This is a genomic window from Shewanella sp. 10N.7, assembly GCF_020806285.1.
In the GTDB taxonomy this organism is placed as follows: Bacteria; Pseudomonadota; Gammaproteobacteria; order Enterobacterales; family Shewanellaceae; genus Shewanella; species Shewanella electrodiphila.
The window spans coordinates 82,334-103,676 of the sequence record NZ_JAJGZS010000013.1 but is presented as its reverse complement, the minus strand read 5'-3'; the positions used below and the strand labels follow the sequence as shown (position 1 = coordinate 103,676).

The 21,343-nt window shown below is 41.2% G+C and carries 14 protein-coding genes; 8 read left to right on the top strand and 6 right to left on the bottom strand.

Annotated features, from left to right (window positions below; translation table 11 throughout):
• Positions 1 to 265 precede the first annotated feature (265 nt).
• Together LMH66_RS10230 and LMH66_RS10225 are read left to right on the top strand one after the other, a co-directional pair.
• Positions 266 to 2,413, top strand: coding sequence for a TonB-dependent siderophore receptor (locus tag LMH66_RS10230; protein WP_229369805.1), 2,148 nt, complete (start codon positions 266 to 268; stop codon positions 2,411 to 2,413).
• A gap of 89 nt (positions 2,414 to 2,502) precedes the next feature.
• Entirely contained in the window at positions 2,503 to 3,621 is a 1,119-nt protein-coding gene (locus LMH66_RS10225; protein ID WP_229369802.1) for a PepSY-associated TM helix domain-containing protein, read from the top strand.
• 154 nt (positions 3,622 to 3,775) lie between these two features.
• Here LMH66_RS10225 and LMH66_RS10220 read toward each other — a convergent pair whose 3' ends face one another.
• Positions 3,776 to 5,971, bottom strand: a complete 2,196-nt coding sequence (locus LMH66_RS10220) for an ExeM/NucH family extracellular endonuclease (protein WP_229369800.1) — start codon at positions 5,969 to 5,971, stop codon at positions 3,776 to 3,778.
• A 232-nt stretch (positions 5,972 to 6,203) separates the two neighbouring features.
• Positions 6,204 to 7,655 carry a S10 family peptidase gene (locus LMH66_RS10215; RefSeq protein WP_229369844.1) on the bottom strand — a complete coding sequence of 484 codons (1,452 nt, stop codon included), beginning with the start codon at positions 7,653 to 7,655 and terminating at the stop codon, positions 6,204 to 6,206.
• 333 nt (positions 7,656 to 7,988) lie between these two features.
• Between LMH66_RS10215 and LMH66_RS10210 the strand changes: the two genes are divergently transcribed.
• Together LMH66_RS10210 and LMH66_RS10205 are read left to right on the top strand one after the other, a co-directional pair.
• Complete coding sequence (locus LMH66_RS10210) at positions 7,989 to 8,957, top strand: phosphotransferase (RefSeq protein WP_229369798.1); 969 nt, start codon at positions 7,989 to 7,991, stop codon at positions 8,955 to 8,957.
• Between the two features lie 191 nt (positions 8,958 to 9,148).
• Positions 9,149 to 10,588 (top strand): methyl-accepting chemotaxis protein, encoded by a 1,440-nt coding sequence (locus LMH66_RS10205; RefSeq protein ID WP_229369797.1) that lies wholly within the window; start codon positions 9,149 to 9,151, stop codon positions 10,586 to 10,588.
• Positions 10,589 to 10,714: 126 nt separating this feature from the next.
• On the opposite strand, the gene LMH66_RS10200 is transcribed toward LMH66_RS10205, so the two are convergent.
• Both LMH66_RS10200 and pmbA read right to left on the bottom strand, forming a co-directional pair.
• Positions 10,715 to 12,085: a hypothetical protein gene (locus LMH66_RS10200; RefSeq protein ID WP_229369796.1), complete on the bottom strand. Its 1,371-nt coding sequence runs from the start codon at positions 12,083 to 12,085 to the stop codon at positions 10,715 to 10,717.
• Between the two features lie 182 nt (positions 12,086 to 12,267).
• Complete coding sequence (gene pmbA / locus LMH66_RS10195; protein ID WP_102527462.1) at positions 12,268 to 13,611, bottom strand: metalloprotease PmbA; 1,344 nt, start codon at positions 13,609 to 13,611, stop codon at positions 12,268 to 12,270.
• Positions 13,612 to 13,859: 248 nt separating this feature from the next.
• Between pmbA and yjgA the strand changes: the two genes are divergently transcribed.
• The 4 genes from yjgA (at position 13,860) to LMH66_RS10175 (ending at position 18,881) form a co-directional block, all read left to right on the top strand.
• Complete coding sequence (gene yjgA, locus LMH66_RS10190) at positions 13,860 to 14,393, top strand: ribosome biogenesis factor YjgA (RefSeq protein WP_229369794.1); 534 nt, start codon at positions 13,860 to 13,862, stop codon at positions 14,391 to 14,393.
• Positions 14,394 to 14,417: 24 nt separating this feature from the next.
• The gene (locus LMH66_RS10185; RefSeq protein ID WP_229369792.1) at positions 14,418 to 16,985 is read left to right on the top strand and encodes an Ig-like domain-containing protein; all 2,568 of its coding nucleotides are present in this window, start codon (positions 14,418 to 14,420) and stop codon (positions 16,983 to 16,985) included.
• Positions 16,986 to 17,232: 247 nt separating this feature from the next.
• A complete protein-coding gene (locus tag LMH66_RS10180; RefSeq protein ID WP_102527459.1) occupies positions 17,233 to 18,129 on the top strand; it encodes a LysR substrate-binding domain-containing protein in 897 nt (298 codons plus the stop codon).
• 251 nt (positions 18,130 to 18,380) lie between these two features.
• Positions 18,381 to 18,881 (top strand): hypothetical protein, encoded by a 501-nt coding sequence (locus tag LMH66_RS10175; protein ID WP_102527458.1) that lies wholly within the window; start codon positions 18,381 to 18,383, stop codon positions 18,879 to 18,881.
• Positions 18,882 to 19,001: 120 nt separating this feature from the next.
• Here LMH66_RS10175 and LMH66_RS10170 read toward each other — a convergent pair whose 3' ends face one another.
• Together LMH66_RS10170 and LMH66_RS10165 are read right to left on the bottom strand one after the other, a co-directional pair.
• Positions 19,002 to 20,141, bottom strand: coding sequence for an ABC transporter permease (locus LMH66_RS10170; RefSeq protein ID WP_229369790.1), 1,140 nt, complete (start codon positions 20,139 to 20,141; stop codon positions 19,002 to 19,004).
• Entirely contained in the window at positions 20,138 to 21,340 is a 1,203-nt protein-coding gene (locus LMH66_RS10165; RefSeq protein ID WP_229369788.1) for an ABC transporter permease, read from the bottom strand. Before LMH66_RS10165 ends, LMH66_RS10170 begins: the two co-directional genes overlap by 4 nt.
• Positions 21,341 to 21,343 lie beyond the last annotated feature (3 nt).

Here is a 21,343-nt window from a genome sequence, read left to right as displayed (position 1 = left end):
CATCAGAATAAATTAGCTGCAGTTGCACTATAGCAATCACCAACTACAACAGATCTTCCTCAAGTGCCATAGTGAAAATAATACGTCAATATAGTAATGAAATATTTTCAAAATCTTTACAAAACCAACCAACTGTAAATGATAATGATTTTCATTTAACTTATGTTAACTTTTCTATATCATCTGTCTCGAAAAAAATACATCCCAAAACAACACTTTCAATCAGTAAGCATTGTGCTTACACAGCAGTTAAGATGATAAAAACATGAAACTTAGCCCGATTTACTTATCTATATTATGCGCTTTTAGTGTCATACAATACGCCTCTGCAGCGGATCAAGAACCAAAAGAAGACGCCGCTGTTAATGATGACTTAGAAGTAATTGAAGTGACAGGACGTTACATTCAAGGTTACAACGCTCACTCTGCAAGCGGTGCATCTAGATTGGATCTAGCAATTACCGATATTCCTCAATCAGTATCTGTTATTACTGAAGCTCAAATGAAAGACTTTCAGTTAACTGACATCAACTCAGTACTAGATACCGCCACGGGCATTAACGTAGAGCGTATCGAAACAGACCGCACATATTATACTGCTCGTGGTTTTGATGTGACAAACTTTCAAATTGACGGCATCGGTCTACCATTGACCTCAGGTAACAATCACGCCGACGAAGATACCGCTATTTATGACCGAATTGAAGTTATCCGTGGTGCAAATGGCTTAATGACTGGGGTAGGTAATCCTTCAGCTACAGTTAACTTTATTCGCAAGCGCCCAACTGTTGAAGACCAACTCCTTATCTCTGGCACCTATGGCAGTGATAACAATGCCCGTCTCGAACTTGACGGTTCTGTGGCGATAACTGATAAGGTTTCAGCCCGTGCAGTCGCAGTTAAACATCAGCAAGATTCTTACCTCGATCGTTACGAACAAGACAAAAATGTCTTGTATGCCTTCATCGAGGCTGAGCTTACCGATAGCACGACTATCTCGTTAAGTCACAGCTATATAGACAATGACGCTACAGGCAATAACTGGGGAGCTTTACCGCTTTATTATACTGATGGTAGCCCAACCAATTATGACCGTTCGACCAACACCTCTGCTGATTGGTCTAACTGGCAAGTAGAAAAGAATAATACTGTTTTTGAGATAAGCCATTACTTTAATGATGATTGGCGTTTACGCGGAACTTACTCACATAAAGTGACCGATGAAGATACCGAATTATTCTATGTTTATGGCACCCCTGACAAAAATACCGGGTTAGGTTTAACGGGTTATGGCAGTGAATATGACTTGGATGAAACTACTGATTTAGCAGACCTATACGTAGATGGTAATTTTGATCTATTTGGCCGTAACCATCAGTTAGTGGTTGGTATTAACCATGCTGAACTAACATACAAGGATAGCTCGTTATACGACTACACCACAGGTAATGGTTTCCCTGCTATGCCCGACTTAAATGACTGGGATGGCAATACACCTAAACCAACCTTCAATGACGGCCTAACGGGCAGTGACGTACGCACCAAACAACAGGCGGCATACTTTACTGGACGCTTTAACCTATTCGAAGACATGCATGTTATTGCAGGTGGACGTTATAACACTTGGGAAGCGAACGGCGAAGCCTACAGCGTTGACCAAGAAACGGATGCAAGCGAGTTTATTCCTTACCTAGGCATGGTGTATCGCTTTAGACCTGAAATCATTGCTTACGCAAGTTACACCGAAACCTTCCTTGCACAAAAAGAGCTAGATATAAACGATCAGATGCTCGACCCTGTCACCGGTGAAAGCAAAGAAATCGGCATTAAAAGTGAGCTATTTGACGGCAACCTGATTGCCAGTTTGGCCTATTTTGATGTTGAGCAAACCAACTTAGCCACATTAGATCAATCAACAATATTACTGCCACCTGATCAACACCGCTATATCGGTGCTGACGGCATTAACAGTAAAGGTTTCGAAATTGAATTTGCAGGTGAATTGTATACAGGGCTTCAAGCCAGTATTGGTTACACCGACTTTGACATTAAAGGCGATGACGTTGTTGCTGATTACACACCAGAAAAACTGTTAAAACTGGCAGCGACCTATGAGTTCCAAAATATCGAAGGCTTCTTTATCGGTATGAACATGCGCTGGCAAGATGATACTTCTCGTAAGCAAGGCATCGTGGCTGATGGTTTTGACAATGCAGGGCAAGAAATTGTTACCGAGCAAGAAGCCTATGCCATCGTTGATTTAATGGCTAAGTATCAATTTACTGATGATATTCAATTGACAGTAAATGCCAACAATGTGACTGACGAAAAGTACATTACTAGTTTGTACTGGGCTCAAGGCTTTTATGGTGCACCAGCTAATTACAGTGCCACGCTAACCTGGAAGTTATAACCCTATTCAAAGCCTCCTTGCTCATTTAGCAAGGAGGCTTTGCTTATTTAGGATGGACTAAAAGTGTTATTAACCTCTTAGAGTAAATTATGAGAAAAACATTATTCAAATGGCACTCCTACGGAGCGCTTATCGCCATGCTGCCGTTATTGATCATTTCAATAACTGGCAGCATTTTGGTTTTTAAAGTCGAAATAGATAGCTTGCTGCGACCTGCCCATATGGTGGTTGACGCTGAGAGTACAAGCGAGCGTGTCAGCTTAGATACCTTGATGCAAACCACCTTAACGGCTAACCCTGAATACGAATTAGGAGGATGGGAGCTGTTCGATGATAAGCAACGTTCTGACGCCGCCTATGTGATAAAACGCGGCACTGAAGATTGGGGAAAAGTCTATATTAACCAGTATTCTGGTGAACTGTTATCTCAGCCACAAGCCATGGATCACTATATTACTGACTGGTTATTAGAGTTACATTACTCGTTTCTATTGCACGTAAAAGGCGCATGGGTGGGATTTTTTGCTGCGCTACTGATGTTATTTTTAGGCATAAGCGGCATTATTTTATATCGTCGTTTCTGGGCTAAAATATTCACTATGCGCTTTAATGCAGTAAGACGAATTTTATTCAGTGATATCCATAAATTCATTGGCATTTTAAGCTCACCTATTTTACTTATCATGGCATTCACTGGCGGCTACTGGAATATTGCCGGCATATTGCATGAAATCAATGACCATGGTGACGGCGGCCATGTTTATATTACTGCGCCACTCCATAGCCCTGATATTTCGTTTGAGTCGCTCAGGCAGCAAAGCAGCCAAGAGATCCCAACTTATCAGGCGGGCTATTTAGCCATGCCCCATGAACCCGATAGAGATATTTCATTTTATGGTGCCGTCGAGACAAGTAACCCACTAAACAGTGAATACTCGAGTGTAGTTAAATTTGACAAGACCACAGGCGAATTGTTGAGTAAACAAGATATACGCGAAGCGGGTTTTCTGATGGTGTTTTTAGACAGCTTTCGTAAGCTTCACTTTGGCTATTTTGGTGGATTACTCACTAGAATTATCTGGTGTATTGTCGGTTTAATGCCAGTTTTTCTTGGTTTTACTGGCTTATATTTATTCTGGAGTCGCCGCAAACAAAAAACAGCGGCTAAGCGCTCAAGAATTGCCATTGACACTCAATCAGCAACTTAAGATTTGCAGCTAAAAAAAGGAGCCACTAGGCTCCTTTTTTTGTTGGTATTGATAAATCAATCTATTCAATAAAACCAAGCATTCTATTCAATCAAACCAATCTATTCAATAAAATCAAATACAAGTCACGCCTGTTGTTAAGCTATCATGCTCATTAAACAGTAAGCCGTCTACTCTTACGGCCAAACCCTAATGCGGATAACAATAATAAACCTAAAAAGCTTAAACTCGCGCCAGCAGCCTTATCTTTAATCACTGCCACATTAGATGCTTGCGCCTCAGGGTATGACAGCGCGATGAGCACTGGATCGTGATCTGATGAAGAGTAAACATTGTCAGACTTAGCCAGCTCTCCAGTATATTTACTGCTGTATTCAAACAAGCTCGATTCAACGGCATTAATATGCCAATCTTCAATCGCCACTAACCGCGCTGCTAAGCTTAAATTACCTAAGGCGTGGTCTAAGTTGCCCAATTCACCACGATAACTGTACGAGTAAGTCTCAGGGCCATGTGCTTGGGTATTTAAATTAATTAACCCGAACCCTTTATCAATCACCAGCCCTTGGGCTTCATGCTCTAGGCCATTTAAGCGAGTGTGTGATGCAGTACTAATAACGCGTTCACTACGATTGGCATCATAGTCAGTTAACACGGCTAATGGATCTTCTTTGCCATAGGCATTCAAATCGCCGATAACCAGCACATCTCCGTCTAAGTCTATTATCGACTCACCAATCACCTTGGCGGCGGAAACACGAAACGCATTACACTTTCCCTGTAAATCCTCAGGTTCTGAATCTTCATTAAAGCTTAACCAATCTTCTAAACAGCCTGAGCCTTTAGATTTAAAATGGTTAACTACAATAGTCAGTTTTTGATCATTAACCCTAAAACCTTGCATCAAACTGTGACGTTGATATTTTTTATAAGCTGGATTCAACTCTTTTACGCCATCTTTAATACGTGAAACAACGCCCTCTTTCACGTGTTGTTCAGGCGTCGCGATAACCTTTGCTAGGCCATCTAAAGTGACCACAGCAGGTCGATATAATATGCCGACAGCGATGGCATCACTGCCAACCAAACCATTGTTGTCAGTCACTTCGACAAATTGATAAGCAAGCTCAGTAGGCTGCTTGTCATTTAGCGCAGTGACTAAGTTTTGAATTGCACTTAACTCACCAAAACCATTATTTTCAACTTCCATTAAGCCAATAATGTCAGCATTCATTGCCGCCATCGCATTAACCATTTTTGTTCGTTGCAGCAGCATTTCTGACTCTATCTTAGCGCCGCGATTGTGACCCAATGGATTAGCATCACCGCCAAATGGGCTGTTAAAGAAGTTCAGCACGTTAAAACTGGCTACACGTAAATCACCTTGATTCGCTATCGCTGGCGCCGCGCTGCGATCCTGATTGCGCACAAAATCACTGGCACTGATTTCGTTGATTGGCATAAAGCGATATTTGTCGTAACTATAGCCGATGACCCCTTCAATATTGGTCAATGTATCGCCTATGCGAATATAACCATTCTCGGCATTAAAACTTGGAAAGTACGGTACCTTGCCATGGTCAGCTTTATAGTCTGATTCAACCACCAGCTGATTACTGATATTGGCTTTATTTAATGCTATCGCCTCTGCAGATAAAGGCGCATAAACCTGAGTGGCTTTCATTAATGGTGCCTGATGGGATAACACCATATTGTTGCGATACGAGTCATAATCAAGACTGAATGAACGTGTAACTGTCATGTCACTCTCAGCGGTTAACACCACCTTCATGCCTTCAAATCGTTCAAGGGCTTGAGCTAAACTTTGACCCTCTTTTACCTGCAATGGAGTCGCAGCTATCTCGCCAACTTGATTACCGAGTTTATATTTTTGCTGGGGCTCAAGATTGATTTGGGTAAAGCCTGAGTATTCTTGTACTTTACCTGTTACGCAGATTTCCATTCCTGGGACGATTTCAGCTGGCGCAGAAGCGCCCCAATGGACAAAAATACCGTCAGATGTCAAAGGTGAACCATCACCTAGTGGATCTTGAATAAAGAAGCCTTTATATAATCTTTCCGCTCTAGCTGTGACTACACCTTTGGTGGTGACTTCCTTAACGGATTCATTGCTTTGCGCAGTAACAAATGGACTAGTAGAGCCAGTACCTTGGATCTGATAAATCGGGGTGATGTTTTCAGCGTCACACAAAACTTCACTCGCCATTGGCGTTTTAGTTATAGCCGTTTTAGTTATAGCCGCTTTAGTGATAACCGATTTAGCTTGTGCCAACATTGGCATAGCCAGAATGATAGGCAACGACACCGCAGATAATATGCTCACTCTCATTTTACGTTCCAATTTATTATTTTTTATGCTTATTGATGCAATATATTCAACAAGGACTAGATCAAGCACTAGGTGAAAAATTAGGTCGCTAATACATTGAATAATATTACTAAATAGGCTGATTTGATAGATAAAAAGGAGCCGAAGCTCCTTTATCATTATCACTTAATTACTTGCTTGCTAATTGCTAATTGCTCAATAAGTTCGACAATCTGTTAGCAAGCATAAGCAGTTAATATTTTGCAGCCTCATTTTCTTTTGGCATAGTCGCTTCAATAAACTCACGTAAATCTTGATTAGATTGCTTTAAGTCTTCTGAACGCAAGTACATCATATGACCGCTACGGTAGCCTTTAAAGCTTAAACGGTCTTTCATTTTACTGCTTGGGTCAAGTTGCCACATGCTGTATTTGGCATCAAAATAATTGGTTGCACCATCATAATAACCAGCTTGCACCATCACATTTAAGTATGGATTTTGCGCCATTGCCTGACGTAAGTTTTCGCCGGTTTTATTATTGGTACGATCCCAAGGGTGTACATTACCTAACATGTAATACTTGATATCCGTTTTATAATTTAACTCTTCACGCATGTAAGCATTAATCGCTGGGGTAAACGAGTGCAACCATGAGGTTAACTCCGCATTGTAATCAGGGCTGTCACCCACATCTTGCTTATCAATACCCAGGTAACGCGAATCTAAACGACCTACCGTTTGGCCACGCTCTCGAAGTAACGCCTTCCAAAAAAAGCGTGTCGATACATCAAGGTTAGATTTAAGTACTTCATCCACACTCAAGCCTGAAAAATAAGCCACTTTTTCAGCTATTTTCTGCTTGTGATCAGGCGCGATAAAGCCACCCATGGCTAATGCAGGAATATATTCATTAATCGTAAACGCTTCAACTTCTGGGAGAAACTCGGTTAAATCAGCATTTTGTAATTCTGCAGACAAGGCCTTGTGATACCAAGCCGCCGCCGCAAAATACGGTAGGCGATTAGCCGATTTAACAGGCCCTTTACGCTCAATACCTATGTCTGTCGGTGACACTAAAACGACACCGTTAAGATACATCCATTGACGGTCTTGTAACTCTAATGCCAAACCAGAGACACGAGTTGTACCGTAGCTTTCGCCAATAAGGTATTTAGGTGAGCGCCAACGTTCATTGCGACTCACAAACGTATTTAGCCATTCAGCCAAATACTTAATGTCAGCATTCACACCAAAAAACATTTTTTGTTGTTCATCTTTGCTTGGCATCTCGCCATCTTTATTGGGCAGTACTCTTGAGTAACCAGTGTTAACTGGGTTTACGTAAACGATGTCAGCAATATCAAGAATTGAATGAGGGTTCGCTTTTACCCCGTATGGTTGCAACGGATAACCTTCTTCATCAACATTAATCGCACGCGGGCCTGTGTAACCAATATCCATCCATACCGATGCAGAACCTGGCCCACCATTAAATGAAATCAACAAAGGGCGTTTCGCTGTGTTACGCACATTTTCACGCTGGTAATAGGTGTAGTTAAGGGTTGCCACCGCATCGCCATTTTCATTCCATACTGGTTGGGTACCTACCGTGGCGGTATAGGAAAAACTATTACCATTCACTTTCGTTTTATGTTCTGTCACCACGGTTTCATCAACAGCGATTTTACGACTGTGCTCAGCCATAGATGATGAGCGAGTGTTGTTAGTGTCGTCTTCCGCTAAAACTGAGGTTGTCGCCAATAGGGGGGAAAAACAAAGCAGCGTCGCTGCGAGGGTAATAGCCTTCATACCGGTTCTCTTTTTTATTAATCTAGGGTATTTGTGTGCGTCTATTAAATGTCCAAATGTCTCACAGTGCAATCAAAGTGTTATCCTATGGGCAACTTCAACACAACAATTACCTATAACCAACTAATTTTAAAGACTTAATAAAATTAACAATAATCGTAAGCAAACGTACATTCACATTTTATTTTACAGTATCAGCTGAATTAATGACTGCCTAGGAAACCCTTTATGAGCAAGACACTACAATCCTGGCAACAAGCCAATTGGCCGCAAACCGCTCAGCGCTGGACTGCAGCTGAGTTAAGCAAACAAAACATTCGTTTAATCGATGAATTACAAGTTGTTAAAACGTGGGCTTTGGGTCATGTACTCAAGCAATCAACTGACTCAGATGATACTTTCTTTAAGGCCACGGCTTTCTTACCTTTGTTTTCAAATGAAGCCAGTCTATGCGCAAAGTTATTTGAACTGTTTCCTCAATATAGCGCTAGGGTTATCGCATTCGACGCACATCAGCAATGGATGTTAACCGAAAGTTTTGGTGAGGCATTTGTCGATACCGTACCGCTTTGTGACTGGGTTAAACCTTTTACTGAGTTCGCCAATCTACAATTGGCTTCTGTTGACCACATTGAAGAGTTAGAAGCGGCTGGCTGTATTCGTCGTGACATTACCCAATTACCAATACAGCTGCAGCGCATTTTTAATGATAAGGCCATTATTTCTCGCTTACCCCAAGATATTGACCTATCTACTGAACGCCTAAGCCAAGTACTCACTAAGCTCAAACAATCTATCACAGCATTAGCCGCTTATCAGTTGCCTTCTAGCTTGGTTCATAGTGATTTACACATCGAAAATATTGTTCCACGTAATGGCGTAAAAGAACACTTTACCTTCTTTGATTGGAGCGACGGCTGTATTAGTCACCCTTTTATCGATGGCACTTACTTATTTAGAATGGATGACAGTGAGGGGAAGCAACAAATTATTGATGCTTACTTAAATCAATGGTCAAAATATGGCTCCAAAGATGAATTAAAACGAGCATGGCAGCTTGCTGAAAGTATTTGCTATGCACATCAAGCTGTTTCGTATGCTGGAATGCTGCATATTTTGTCAGAGCAACAAACCCCAGATTTAATCCATGCATTTGAAAATGCTTTTAGACGGTTTTTGTTTAAGGTGATGAATTAATAATGATAAAAAACCTAAAAAAAGACCTTGTTTACAAAGAGGTACAATGAAATAACTTTTAGTTATGTTGTTTACAGCAACCACATGTAACAAATCGAATAAAAAAGAATATATTTTGTCAAAAAATCGTATCCAAACCGATCAAGCTGCTCTAGAATTTGGTTAATTTCCATCATTTAAGTGTCGGCACTATGAAGCAAGTTGAATTTCGTAATATTGATAAGCTTTTTATCAAAATGTCTATTAACGATAAGTTCTGGGCTATTTTTGCACTCTTTTTACTGATTATCGGCAGTGTGTCGGTTAACAGTTATTTCAATAGCATTAACCAAATAGAACAACACTCTATGACTGTGCTGACAGAAAAAGTCATCGCGACCGTTAATGCGCTTGAAGCCACAAACCAGTTAGACCAAGCAAGTAGTGCAGGTTTATCTGTGTCTGATTATAATCAACAAAGCCAGCGTAACGACAATAATATCACTGCTGTTGTGCAAGCTAATGGCCAGTATTACTCATTAAACCAATCAGTTTATCAACTTGAAAACGATGCCAAACAAGATGCATTTTATAGCTTGTTACTGTCATTCTTGTGGGTGTTGCCATTTGCATTGGTGATTTATTGGAATGCGACCTTCATTGGGGGTGCGTTGTGGGTACTATGGGATACCACAGCTAAAATTGGCAAAGGCGATTTAACTTCGCGCTTAGGTTTCCATCCTGGTCGCGATGAATTTGGTACTATTGGCTGCGCACTAGACCAAGCAATGGATACATTAACTGAATTGGTTGTTACGGTTAAGCAAAGTGCTGACACTCTACATACAACATCAAGCTCCTTTGCAGATGAAACCCAGCAAAGTGCAGACCAAATCGATCAGCAATACATTTCATTAGATTCAGTTGCAACTGCAATGGAAGAAATGACCGCGTCATCACTTGAAGTATCAAATATTGCTAAAAATACCACTCAGCAAGTTGAGCAAGATTCTGAATACACTAAGCAGAGTTATACTCGGGTGAAACGTGCGATTGAAGAGATTCAGCAGTTATCGACTTACATTGAAAAAACCTCAGATTCTGTTGGTAGCCTGAAAGAGAATGCCACTAAAATTAATGAGGTGATCACCACAATTAATGCCATTTCTGAGCAAACGAATTTACTGGCATTAAATGCGGCAATTGAAGCCGCTCGCGCCGGCGAAATGGGTCGAGGTTTTGCTGTAGTTGCCGATGAGGTGCGTACCCTTGCAAGTCGCACACAATCAGCAACTGTTGAAATCCAATCTATGATTGAGCAGCTGCAATCTGAAACGCAAAATATTGATAGCATTACTCAAGATACTGTTAAGCAAGCGCAAAGCAGTAGCGACTTAATCACTAATATTGGGACTGATGTGAACGCCATTGCTGAGTCATCGCGTTCGATTATGGACATGAGCTTCCATATTTCAACATCGTCTGAAGAGCAAAGCGCTGTGGCTAATGATATTGCTAAAGAGTTGACGGAAATTCGTGTTAAATCAAACACCATCCGCGATCTTGCAAGCCAGTCTTCAAATGGTGTCGTTGAACTATCTGCCGCATCAGCTAATTTGGGCAGAATTTTAAGTAACTACCAAACAGCTTAAAGGGCGCTTTATGTAAATAAGCCCTCTTTACAGATCACTAGAAATGAAAATGCCGATATTCAACATATCGGCATTTGTATTTATGGGGTCTTATGCTTTACATTTTACTGAATAAACATAAGAGTTTTATAGCTGATGTAAGGTGTAGCCAAACTGACTTTCGCTGTCTTTAGTTAATACAAAGCTATAGTTAGTATCACCATCAAACGTGATAAGGTCTGACTGATATAGTAAGGTTTGAGTGCCATTATCAGATTCATACACCACATTGATTTCATAGTCATCTTGAGGCATAACAAGGCTTTCTTGTTCAGTAAAATCAATATCCTCAATCGTGTATTCAGCTGATTCAATGGTTTCCGTGCTATTAACAAAATACACAGTTAAGTCATCATAATCTTCTGATAAGTTCGCCACATCAACATTGTATTCATAAGCTCTTGGGCGCATGTCATGTTCGATCACCATACCTTTGATACTGTCATCTTCTTGGTATAACAGTAAGGTGCGGATATCATCTTGGTTAAAGGTCACTAACACGTTATCCAAGATAACTTCACTGGTATCGGTATTAGTCACTGTTACGCCATAGTCATTAAAACCCGTTTGCTGGAAGTCGCTAACAGTGAATGGCGTAATATCATGCAAATAATGCGACTCTAGCTTACTCACCACATCGACATTTAGCGTGACGTCTTCAAGGCCATTAAATACCCTGAAGTCAGCGGTAGAATCAATATTAGTATAAGTAACTGGCGTCGATGTTGAGTCCACACTGTCTAGCGTGACCTTTAAATCACCCGAGCCAAAACTGTTACGCAACACAAATTTATAAACAGTCTCAGTGGTTAAGCTCATACTTTCTGTGGTGTAAACCACGTTATCAGTCCCCTGATCAGTTAAATAGATAATATATTCATCGGTATCTAACATCAGCTCGGTAGTGTAGCCACGGTATCCGATACTGCCTAACATTGTCGCATCTTGATATTCATCGCTATCTAGCGAAATATAAGCGTCATAGGCCATATCTTCAGACGTAACATTGGCTACCAAGACCTGCATTTTACTGTAATCTTCATCGTCATCATCATTCATATCATCCATATCGCTACGTTCGTAGCTAATGTCTAATAATTCTGGCGATTGATAGTCTCCATATAAAACAAATAAATGATTATCTTCATTACTGAAGCTCATATCCTCACTATAAATCGTGACCGTGTCTTCATTTTCATCTTGACCATATATTTCCATTGCCACGCTACCTGTATCGTAGCCATATCGCGGCATGGAATCTCCAAATTCAATATCACTGTATTCATAATCATCTAACACTAGCGACGTGGCAGTACTGTTCGCTGAGGCATTATAATATTGCACATACGCAACGGAATCTGAGTCATCATCACTATCACCATCAATAGAGTCGCACCCCATCAATGACACACTTCCCAAGCAAACCATCATCAAACTGCACACATTTCTGTTAAACATATCTACTCCGTTAACTGTTTAATTACATTCTCAAGAGATAGGACAAAGCGTGGATGTAATTGACCGTAAAGAAGTGTAAAGATAAGAAAGCCAGCGTAAAGGGGTTAAATATCTGAAAGTGAGATACAAAAAAGCACTGCTGGAGCAGTGCTTAATAAGGTTTATGTTTTTGCTTAAGCAGATTAGCTACCTGCGATTTTCATCTCACTCAGTAAGATACCGCCGGTACGGATTGAAGAACGTAAATCTTGATCCTTAGCAACCGCTTGCACGCCCATAAACATGTCTTTTAAATTACCAGCAATAGTAATCTCTTCCACTGGGTATTGGATTTCACCGTTCTCGACATAAAAGCCTGCTGCACCTCGAGAGTAATCCCCGGTCACCATGTTCACGCCTTGACCCATCACCTCAGTGACAATTAACCCTGTACCCATCTGTTTAATAAGTTCATCAAAGGTTTGCCCAGAGTGACTTAAAGTCCAGTTGTAAATACCACCAGCATGGCCAGTATTAGGTAGAGATAACTTACGTGCAGAATAACTGGTTAATAGATATGTTTCTAATTGGCCACGATCAATGATTTGACGTTGCTGAGTTGCCACGCCTTCACTGTCATAGTTTGCACTTGCAAGTGCGCCAACCATATGCGGGTTTTCTTCAATACTAAACCAATCAGGAAACAGTTGAGTATTGATAGAATCTTGTAAGAAGCTTGATTTACGGTACAAGCTACTGCCGCTAATCGCACCAATCAAGTGACCAATCAGGCCTGTCGCGATTTCAGGCGAAAACAAAACAGGTAAGTTCGATGTTGGGATTTTACGTGCGTTAAGACGGTTTACCGTCTTATTAGCAGCTAATAATCCCACTGACTCTGGCGTCATTAATTCGTTATATTTACGGGCAATAGTGTAATCATAATCGCGTTGCATATTGCCATCAGCTTCTTCACCAATCACCACACAACTTAAACTATAACGCGAGCTGCAATAGCCATTTAAGAAGCCATGGCTGTTACCGTACACTTTAGCAGCGGTATGTGCATTAGCCGTTGCTCCGTCTGAATGTTGCACTCGCTCATCAACCGATAAACTGGCTTCCTCAGCACGAATGGCTAGCTGAGCCAGCTCGTCAGGACTGATATCTTGTGGATGATATAAATCTAGATCGCGAATGGTTTGCGCCATTAGCTCTTTATCCGCTAAGCCGCTAAATGGATCTGATGAGGTATATTTTGCGATGTCATTCGCTGCTTTTACCGCTATAGCAATCGCATCTGGACTTAAATCTGATGTTGATGAGCTGCCTTTACAGCCATCACGGTAGACTGTAATACCTAAAGCACCGTCTTTATTAAACTCAACGGTTTCAACTTCTTTCTCTCGCGTTGAAACCGACAGTCCTTGTTGTTTGCTAATGGCAACTTCAGCAGCACTCGTGCCTAATTTTTTTGCATATTCTAATGCTACAGCAACGGCATCTTTTAACGCCGATAATTCAGTATCAATATTATTGGTAGACACAAACTTACTCTTCAGTTTCCATTGTTGCGCCTAGCATATCAAATTCAAAACTGTATTGATAACCAACAAAACAAGGATTTAGCCCCACAAATAGGGTTAAATAAACTAACCTTTAGTTATCGTGTTGAATTATCACTTAATGAGTGCAAATGTGTTTTAAAGTAAATCGTCTTCTTAACGTATATTCAGTGGCCGCGATAGCCTCTGAAGTGTTATTATTCGATGATATTTATTAGAGGTTATTTACTATGAAAATTGTCGGCGATTCAGATCACTTCCACCAGCCATATGACAATGACGATGATTACGTCAGCAGAACAGAATTCAAGAAAGAAAGCGAAGATGCACAAGAGCTAGGCATGCGCCTTATTGCTTTAAGCAAATCGCAACTAGACAAAATTGGTTTAGATGAATTTTTGTATGATGCTGTCTTAAAAACTAAAAGCATTAAACAGAAAACTGAGGCATACCGACGTCATCTTCAGTACATCGGTAAATTAATGCGCGGTTTTGAGCACGAACCCATTATTACAGCACTAGATAATGTGTTGAATAAAAACAATAATGAAACTGCTCAAGTGCAGATTATTGAAAAACTTCGTGCCCGTTTACTTGAAAATCCAAACGAAGAAGTTGAAACATTACTTGCTCAACATGAAGCATTTGATCGTCAAAAGTTGCGCCAACTTATTCGCCAATCAACTAAAGAGTTAGCCAAAGGCCCTGAATCAAAATCTCATAAAGAATTATTCAAATACTTACGCGCCGGTTTAGCTGAATAAAATTTACTTACAAGGATGTTGCTGATGCTACTAAAAAAAATAATACATGCACTGCCTTTATCAATTGCTTCACTTGGATTACTCGGGTTACTTGCTGGCTGTAATGGCCCGTCTGATGACAACGACAATGGTGGTGGAGAAGATGGAAGTTATAGCATTAGTGTTAGCTACCAAACCGTTGTTAATGGACAATGTGATGCCGATACCGACTCACTGACATTTGATATCAACGAAAGCTTTTGTGCGGTAGCTCAGCTTAAACTGTCCAATAGCAACGTCAGTGGTGCCATTGTCAATTTTACCCCTGACTTTGGTGAAGCCAGTGCTGAGAGTAAGTTAACTGACAGTGATGGCCTCGCTAGTGTATTTATTAGCTCTACGAGCAATGCCGTTGGTGCGGGCACTTTGATGGTATCGTTCAATCCTGATGATGCCGATAGTGTCAGCGCAAGTAAAAATTATCAGTTTGAAGATACCAATACCGTGCCTACACCGGATACCATTTCGGTTACAGCGAGTATCACTCAAGCAGGTCAAACAGTCACCCGCTTTAAAATTGATCAAGCTGTACTGCTGACAGCCAGTGTAATGGATGGTGCTAACCAACCAATCGCAAATCAACTAGTTAGCTTCCAAGCAGGTAATGCCAGTTTATCACCTGATAGCGCACTCACTACAGCTGAAGGCATTGCGAGCATTAGTTATACCGCTTCAAGTAGTGAATTAGGCGCCTATACCTTAGTCACCAGCACTGATTTTAACGATGAAACTATATCTGGTAACAGTGCTTATGAAGTATTAGCGGGTGATGAAGTGATCCCTGAGGGCACTTTAAAGTTTGGTTTTATTGATAACTCAGACCCTGACGCAGATGTGTTTATTGAAGGTAAATTAGGCTCAACCTTAACTGCCGATGCTGAGGGTAATTACATTATTGGTGCAGGTGCGAGTTTTGGGGTTTATGCTGATGTTATTGTCGAAGCAGCTGACGGGACATTCGAGCCATTACAGAGCCCAGTAAGCGTATCATTCACCTCTGATTGTGTAACCAATACTGATGCAGCTATCGACTCACCAGTGGTTACATCTACAGGTACAGCAAGCTCAACTTATCAAGACTTAAGTTGTAGCGGTAATAGCCTCCGAAGTGAGCAAATTGTTGCAACAGCGCTGATTGGCAGTGAATCCTTCAGTGCAACTTTTGATTTTTCATTAGAGCGTCAAACACTCGGAAGTCTTAGCTTTATTTCTGCAGATCCAACTCAAATCCGCATTAAAGGTGCTGGCGGGACTGGCTCTACCGAGACTTCATTAGTGACGTTTTTAATTAGTAGCGCTAATGGTCAACCTGCAGCTCAACAAGCAGTCGAATTCAGTTTAGATACTATTGTTGGCGGCTTAAGCTTCTCAAATGGCAATACCACTAGCCAAGCAACCAGTAATTCTGATGGTTTAGTCTCTGTAACGGTTCAATCGGGTACTATTCCGACGCCTGTGCGTGTATTAGCATCAGCCACAGATACAGATTCAGGCGATACCATTACCACTCAGTCTGAACAACTCACTGTTAACACAGGTCTGCCTCAACAGCTTGGATTTAGTATCTCTCCTTCGTTATTTAACCCTGAAGCGGGCAACAACAATGGTGAAGAGGTCACAATGACCGTGTTTGCTTCTGACAGTTTCGGCAACCCAGCTCCTGACGACACCACAGTGAACTTTACTGCTGAAGGTGGACAAATACAGCCTTCTTGTTCAACAGTTAATGGTAGTTGCTCTGTCTTATGGACATCAACTGACCCGCGCCCAACCGATCACCGTGTAACAGTATTAGCCTATGCGCTGGGTCATGAAACCTTCTTTGATACCAATGGTAATAACATTTTTGATGATGCTGATGGCGGCGTAATCACAGATGCTTGTTTAGATGGAGTAGGAAATGCCATTGCCTGTACAGGTAATGGTATGGACCGAGAGACCTACCATCAAGGCGGTTTCAGTGACTTAGGTGATGCCTTCAGAGATGATGATGAATCTGGGTTTCGCCGTGATGGTGAACCTTATTTCAATACTACAGGTGATACTTACAACGCCCATTGCGATGTCATTGACTGTGTGAACCCATTTAGTGGTGATGGCATGTTCAATGGCCCACAATGTGAAGGTAGTTTATGTGGCGAAGACCAAGCAAACAAAACTTACATTCGCGCCGCAACGGTATTAACCATGTCAGGCTCGGGCGCTACAATCATCACCACTGATGTTGATAGTAATCCGATCAGCGATTTAACTTTAACACCAGAAGCCATGAGCACTATTTTTGTTGAATTATATGATAGTGCCAAGCAAGTCTTGCCAGCAGGAACGACACTAACCGTTACAGCAACCAATGGCGCAATCGACTTCAATGGTTATACCGTACCAAATAAAACCTGCTACAGCTTTACCGATGCAAGCCTTGAATGTAATGAAGTGGCGACTCGATTTACCTACACCGCATCTGATGAAGTTGGCCAAGACACGATAACCTTAACCACAACCACACCTGCGGGATTAAAAACTGAAGTATTTTTCAGTGTGACAGTTGAATAAGCTTATTCATAAAAGGCTAAGTTAGTCGTCAAGTCGTTAAAATTAAAAGCTGAAATATTGTACAAAAGCCTGCTCATGCGGGCTTTTTTATTGACTGAATTCAGCGCCCCACATGTGCACCAGAAAAGTGCAGACGCTCAATCATAAAGCGAATTGCCATTCACTAACATACTAAACCATTGAATTTTATCGCTTCAGTATTGGCTTAGCTTTTGCTTATATATTTTTTTAGTTAATTGAGAACACCATGTTACCTTTACATACCTCACTTCGAGGTTTGCGCTGTTTTTGTGTAGCCGCAGAGTGCCTAAGCTTTAAAGAAACTGCCCATCGACTTTTTCTCACCCCTTCAGCGGTGAGTCACCAAATCAAACAATTAGAAGAAAATTTACAACTTTCATTATTTAAGCGTCAAACTCGCTCAATAACCCTCACAGATGATGGCAGTCGTTTCTATCAACAAGTCGCGCCATTAATGGTGCAATTATCAGAAACAGTCAACCAATTCAATCAACAAAAAAGTATGCAAGAAGTAAGCATTTCGATGCCTGAATTTTTTGCCAGTGAGCTGTTTGTGCCACAACTCGTCGGTTGGTCAACAGAGTATCCACATATCAACTTAAAGCTAGAAACCGTAAAAACTCGCTCTGCACAAACCGCCCAAACAGATCTATCCATTGTGTTATCCGGCACTCGACATAACAGTGAACATTCATACCAACTCTTTCCACTTAACTATGTTCCTGCTTGTAACCCCATTTTATATGCCCACATTAAAGATAAGGGACTGGACGCTTTATCAGAAACACCATTAATCGTTCACCAAGCAAGACCCCACTCTTGGGAGCAATGGGCTGAAGCTGCTGGAATACATAACTTTAAAGCCAAACAAATAATCCAGTTAGACAGTATGTTCAGCGTTGCACGAGCCGCAGAACAAGGCTTAGGCATTGCCCTTATTCCCCTACCGATCAGTCAAAAGTGGTTTGATAATAAAAGCTTAGTTGCTTTATTTCCCCAAACACTCAACAGCCGAGATAACTATCACCTCATTCATCACGGCAACAGCCAGCCTAATGTAGACGTTCAACAGTTAATTGACTGGATTGTCGCGCGATTTAATTTTCAAAATAAGCCGCTATAGAACCCTAAGTCGTGTTGTTCATTTTTACTGCGTTATCGGCTTTTATGTAGCATGGCTATACCACAAAGCCTCAGCCTTATCTAAATGAACAACAACTCGCTGCAAAACAACTTTGATAGTTCAATACGCCCTAAATATCGATAAGTGAAAAAAACTCACTTATCGATCCAATTATTCTCGTTTGTCAGTTATCACAGTTTTGCCTAAATTAGCGATGTAGCAACCGCTACTACCTATAAAGGAGTATTAAAATGAAACATTCTAAACTGACCTCAATGATCGCTGCTAGTCTATTAATTGCTTGTTCAGGAAGTGTTTTTGCTGCAGCAGTAGAAACAACAAGTTACAAAATGGTGTTAATTGAAAACATGCCAGGTGTGGACGCCATTCAAGCGGGTGATCTTGTTGAAGGCATCGCATTAACCAAATCAGCTAAACGCTCTGCAATCGATACTTATACACGCAACCTCAATTTATGCGTTGGTTACACCAAAATGTCTAAGTATGAAATTGCTGAAGAAGCCTGTACTGAAGCAGTAAAAATGGCTGTTAATGCAGACAAGCTACCATCGATGCAAATGCGCGCATACGCCTACAATAACCGTGGTGTGATGAAAGTATTAGCCAATGACAATACAGGTGCCTTAGAAGACTTTAAAAAGGCTGCTAAAGCCACTCATGAGCCAATCTACAAGCAAAACTTACTTCGCCTAGAAGCTGAACTTAACAACGCTGAAACGGGAACTTTATAATTTGGAAGACGATCAACAGCGACAGCAAAGCTTAATAAAGCTAATTAATAATACTGAGAAACCAATAGACATTGCGCTTAAGCCAATGTCTATTTTTTTATGGATTTGAAAGGATGTGCTCTACGCCAAATCACTCGGTAGTCTGCGCTTGACACCTATGTAAGCCAGCAATAAAAACAAAGCAAATAATACCCACATTTGCAGCCATTGCGGCAACACAGTCACCCAGTCCGCCCCCATTTGATTTAATTCTAACATTCCTAAAATGGCGGGTACTGCCGGGATAACTTGTGATAATTGCACTAACACATCTGGGATTAATGCTAATGGCCAAACAAAACCTGACACAAACAATATTGGCATTGAAACTAACAGCAGCACTTGGGTCGGTAGCTCACGCTTAACAAACAAACTGCTTAAGGCGATACCACAAGCTGCAGTCGACAATAAAAATGGCAACATGAACAAACTGACTTGGGCTAATGTCGCCTGCACACTGACATCATACCAATAGAAACAATAGCCTAGATAAAAGCTTGAAAACAGCACATAGATAAGACTAAATACCGTTAATCGAGCACCAATTAAGGCTGAAGGGGAAACCTTATTCCAGTAGCCTTTTTTACGCCATTGCCCTGCCCCTAAAATCCCCGTACCGATCAATAAGGTTTGATGCAGAATAAGTAAAAATAACCCAGGCACTACATAGGGTGTGTAGCCTAAACTGGGATTAAATGCTGGAACACTATTAATATTGACTGAATTTAAGCTTTGCTCAGCTTGGATAGGGTTTTGGCCTCGAGCCAATAAACCCACCATTTGAATTTGCTTACCCGCATCCATGCCGGCGCTAATGAGACCTTCTGCAATAGCTGAGTAAATCAAAAAGTAGCTCGCATCACCGCCGTAACTTAAGGTGGCACCTTTACCGAGTAATAGGTTGCGTCTGAAACCTTCAGGGATCACCAATAAACCGTGAGCTTTAGATTCTGAAATCCATTGTTCTGCTTCATGAATACTGCCAAGTTGCGCCACAATGTTAATTTTAGGGCTTGCATCGGCGTGCCTGAGTAATTGCCTGCTTAACGATGAATTGTCATGATCAACCACCACAACCATCTGCTCTGTTGGCACCTGATTTAGATAAGGTAAGGGATATAAAACAGAATAAAATAACACCCCACCAAACATGGTAACGACTATCGCTTTATCAGCTAATATGGCCTTAAACTCGGCAAGTAATAATTGTAGCCAACTCATAAGCTAGCCCCTTTGTTATTACCTACAACAACTGATTCATCAAGTGACTGAATTTGACTTTGTTGATTCGATAATTGCTTGCTACTGATCATTCGCTCAAGCGCCCAGGCCAGAACCAACACAATCAAAAAGTACCCATAGGATAAGAATTGCTGCAATACTTGCGGTGTCTGTGCCCCATAGCTAATCACGCTTATATGAGAATCAATATAGTGGCTAGAAGGCATAATCAACCGCCACCACTGAGCTAATTGTGGCATATCATTAACAGGGAATGTCACCCCCATAAAGGCAAATGCTGGCGCAAACAGTGCAGTACAAAAGCTAACACTGCGGGCAGGCTCACGCATTAATAAGAACACCAAAATGACTAATGTCCAAAGCGCGAGAAGCATCATCACTAAAGCCATCACTAAAAGGCTTAAGGAGCCCGCAAAAGGTAGGTTCAGATAACCATATAACCATGCAAGAATGAAACAACCATGAAGCACCATAATCGGCGTGTAGAAAAGGACCTTACAAACGACTTGTTGCCAGAAATCACTAGGCAATAAATAACTATCACCTTTGTTGATTAGCGTACTATTTAACGCATTTACAAACGTCATCATCGCAATCAGTTGTAATAGTGCAATCAACACCGGTGGCACTAAAAAGCCCACATAATTGTTGTTACGGTTAAATAACGCTGTTGTTTGACTGGTGACAGGGCTTAAGTTGACGGCCACAGAAGCTCGATTAACTCCGCTAAGGAGTTGATTCATGCCTGCAACTTCCATTAATCCAGCCCCTAGACTCATTTGAAGCTGGCTAGATAATAACTTACCCACCAATAAAAATTGGCTGTTATAACGAATATCAACGGTAGGACTACCACTGGTTAGCAATGACTTTTTAAACTGATGAGGAAACAAAACCAGCGCATAAACTTCAGCTTGCTTCATTGCAGCTTCTGCATCCGCTAATTGCGCATAAGCAATAGGTTTAATAACCGAGTTGGCTGATAAATTGCGAGTTAACATACGGGTTAATTGGCTATTGTCCTGATCGACCACAGCCACAGGAAGTTGCCTTGGCAAACCTGCACTAAACAGCCACCATAAACACAAAATACTGATAAGCGGAATGTAAGTCACCAAGGCAAGTTGCCAAGGCGAGTGCCATAAACGATTAAGTTCCTGTTTTAGTAAAGCCCACATTTT

Coding starts and splice junctions, on each gene's coding strand:
- LMH66_RS10230 (WP_229369805.1), top strand. CDS start 266: ATGAAACTTAGCCCGATTTACTTATCTATATTATGCGCTTTTAGTGTC.
- LMH66_RS10225 (WP_229369802.1), top strand. CDS start 2,503: ATGAGAAAAACATTATTCAAATGGCACTCCTACGGAGCGCTTATCGCC.
- LMH66_RS10220 (WP_229369800.1), bottom strand. CDS start 5,971: ATGAGAGTGAGCATATTATCTGCGGTGTCGTTGCCTATCATTCTGGCT.
- LMH66_RS10215 (WP_229369844.1), bottom strand. CDS start 7,655: ATGGCTGAGCACAGTCGTAAAATCGCTGTTGATGAAACCGTGGTGACA.
- LMH66_RS10210 (WP_229369798.1), top strand. CDS start 7,989: ATGAGCAAGACACTACAATCCTGGCAACAAGCCAATTGGCCGCAAACC.
- LMH66_RS10205 (WP_229369797.1), top strand. CDS start 9,149: ATGAAGCAAGTTGAATTTCGTAATATTGATAAGCTTTTTATCAAAATG.
- LMH66_RS10200 (WP_229369796.1), bottom strand. CDS start 12,085: ATGTTTAACAGAAATGTGTGCAGTTTGATGATGGTTTGCTTGGGAAGT.
- yjgA (WP_229369794.1), top strand. CDS start 13,860: ATGAAAATTGTCGGCGATTCAGATCACTTCCACCAGCCATATGACAAT.
- LMH66_RS10185 (WP_229369792.1), top strand. CDS start 14,418: ATGCTACTAAAAAAAATAATACATGCACTGCCTTTATCAATTGCTTCA.
- LMH66_RS10180 (WP_102527459.1), top strand. CDS start 17,233: ATGTTACCTTTACATACCTCACTTCGAGGTTTGCGCTGTTTTTGTGTA.
- LMH66_RS10175 (WP_102527458.1), top strand. CDS start 18,381: ATGAAACATTCTAAACTGACCTCAATGATCGCTGCTAGTCTATTAATT.
- LMH66_RS10170 (WP_229369790.1), bottom strand. CDS start 20,141: ATGAGTTGGCTACAATTATTACTTGCCGAGTTTAAGGCCATATTAGCT.
- LMH66_RS10165 (WP_229369788.1), bottom strand. CDS start 21,340: ATGTGGGCTTTACTAAAACAGGAACTTAATCGTTTATGGCACTCGCCT.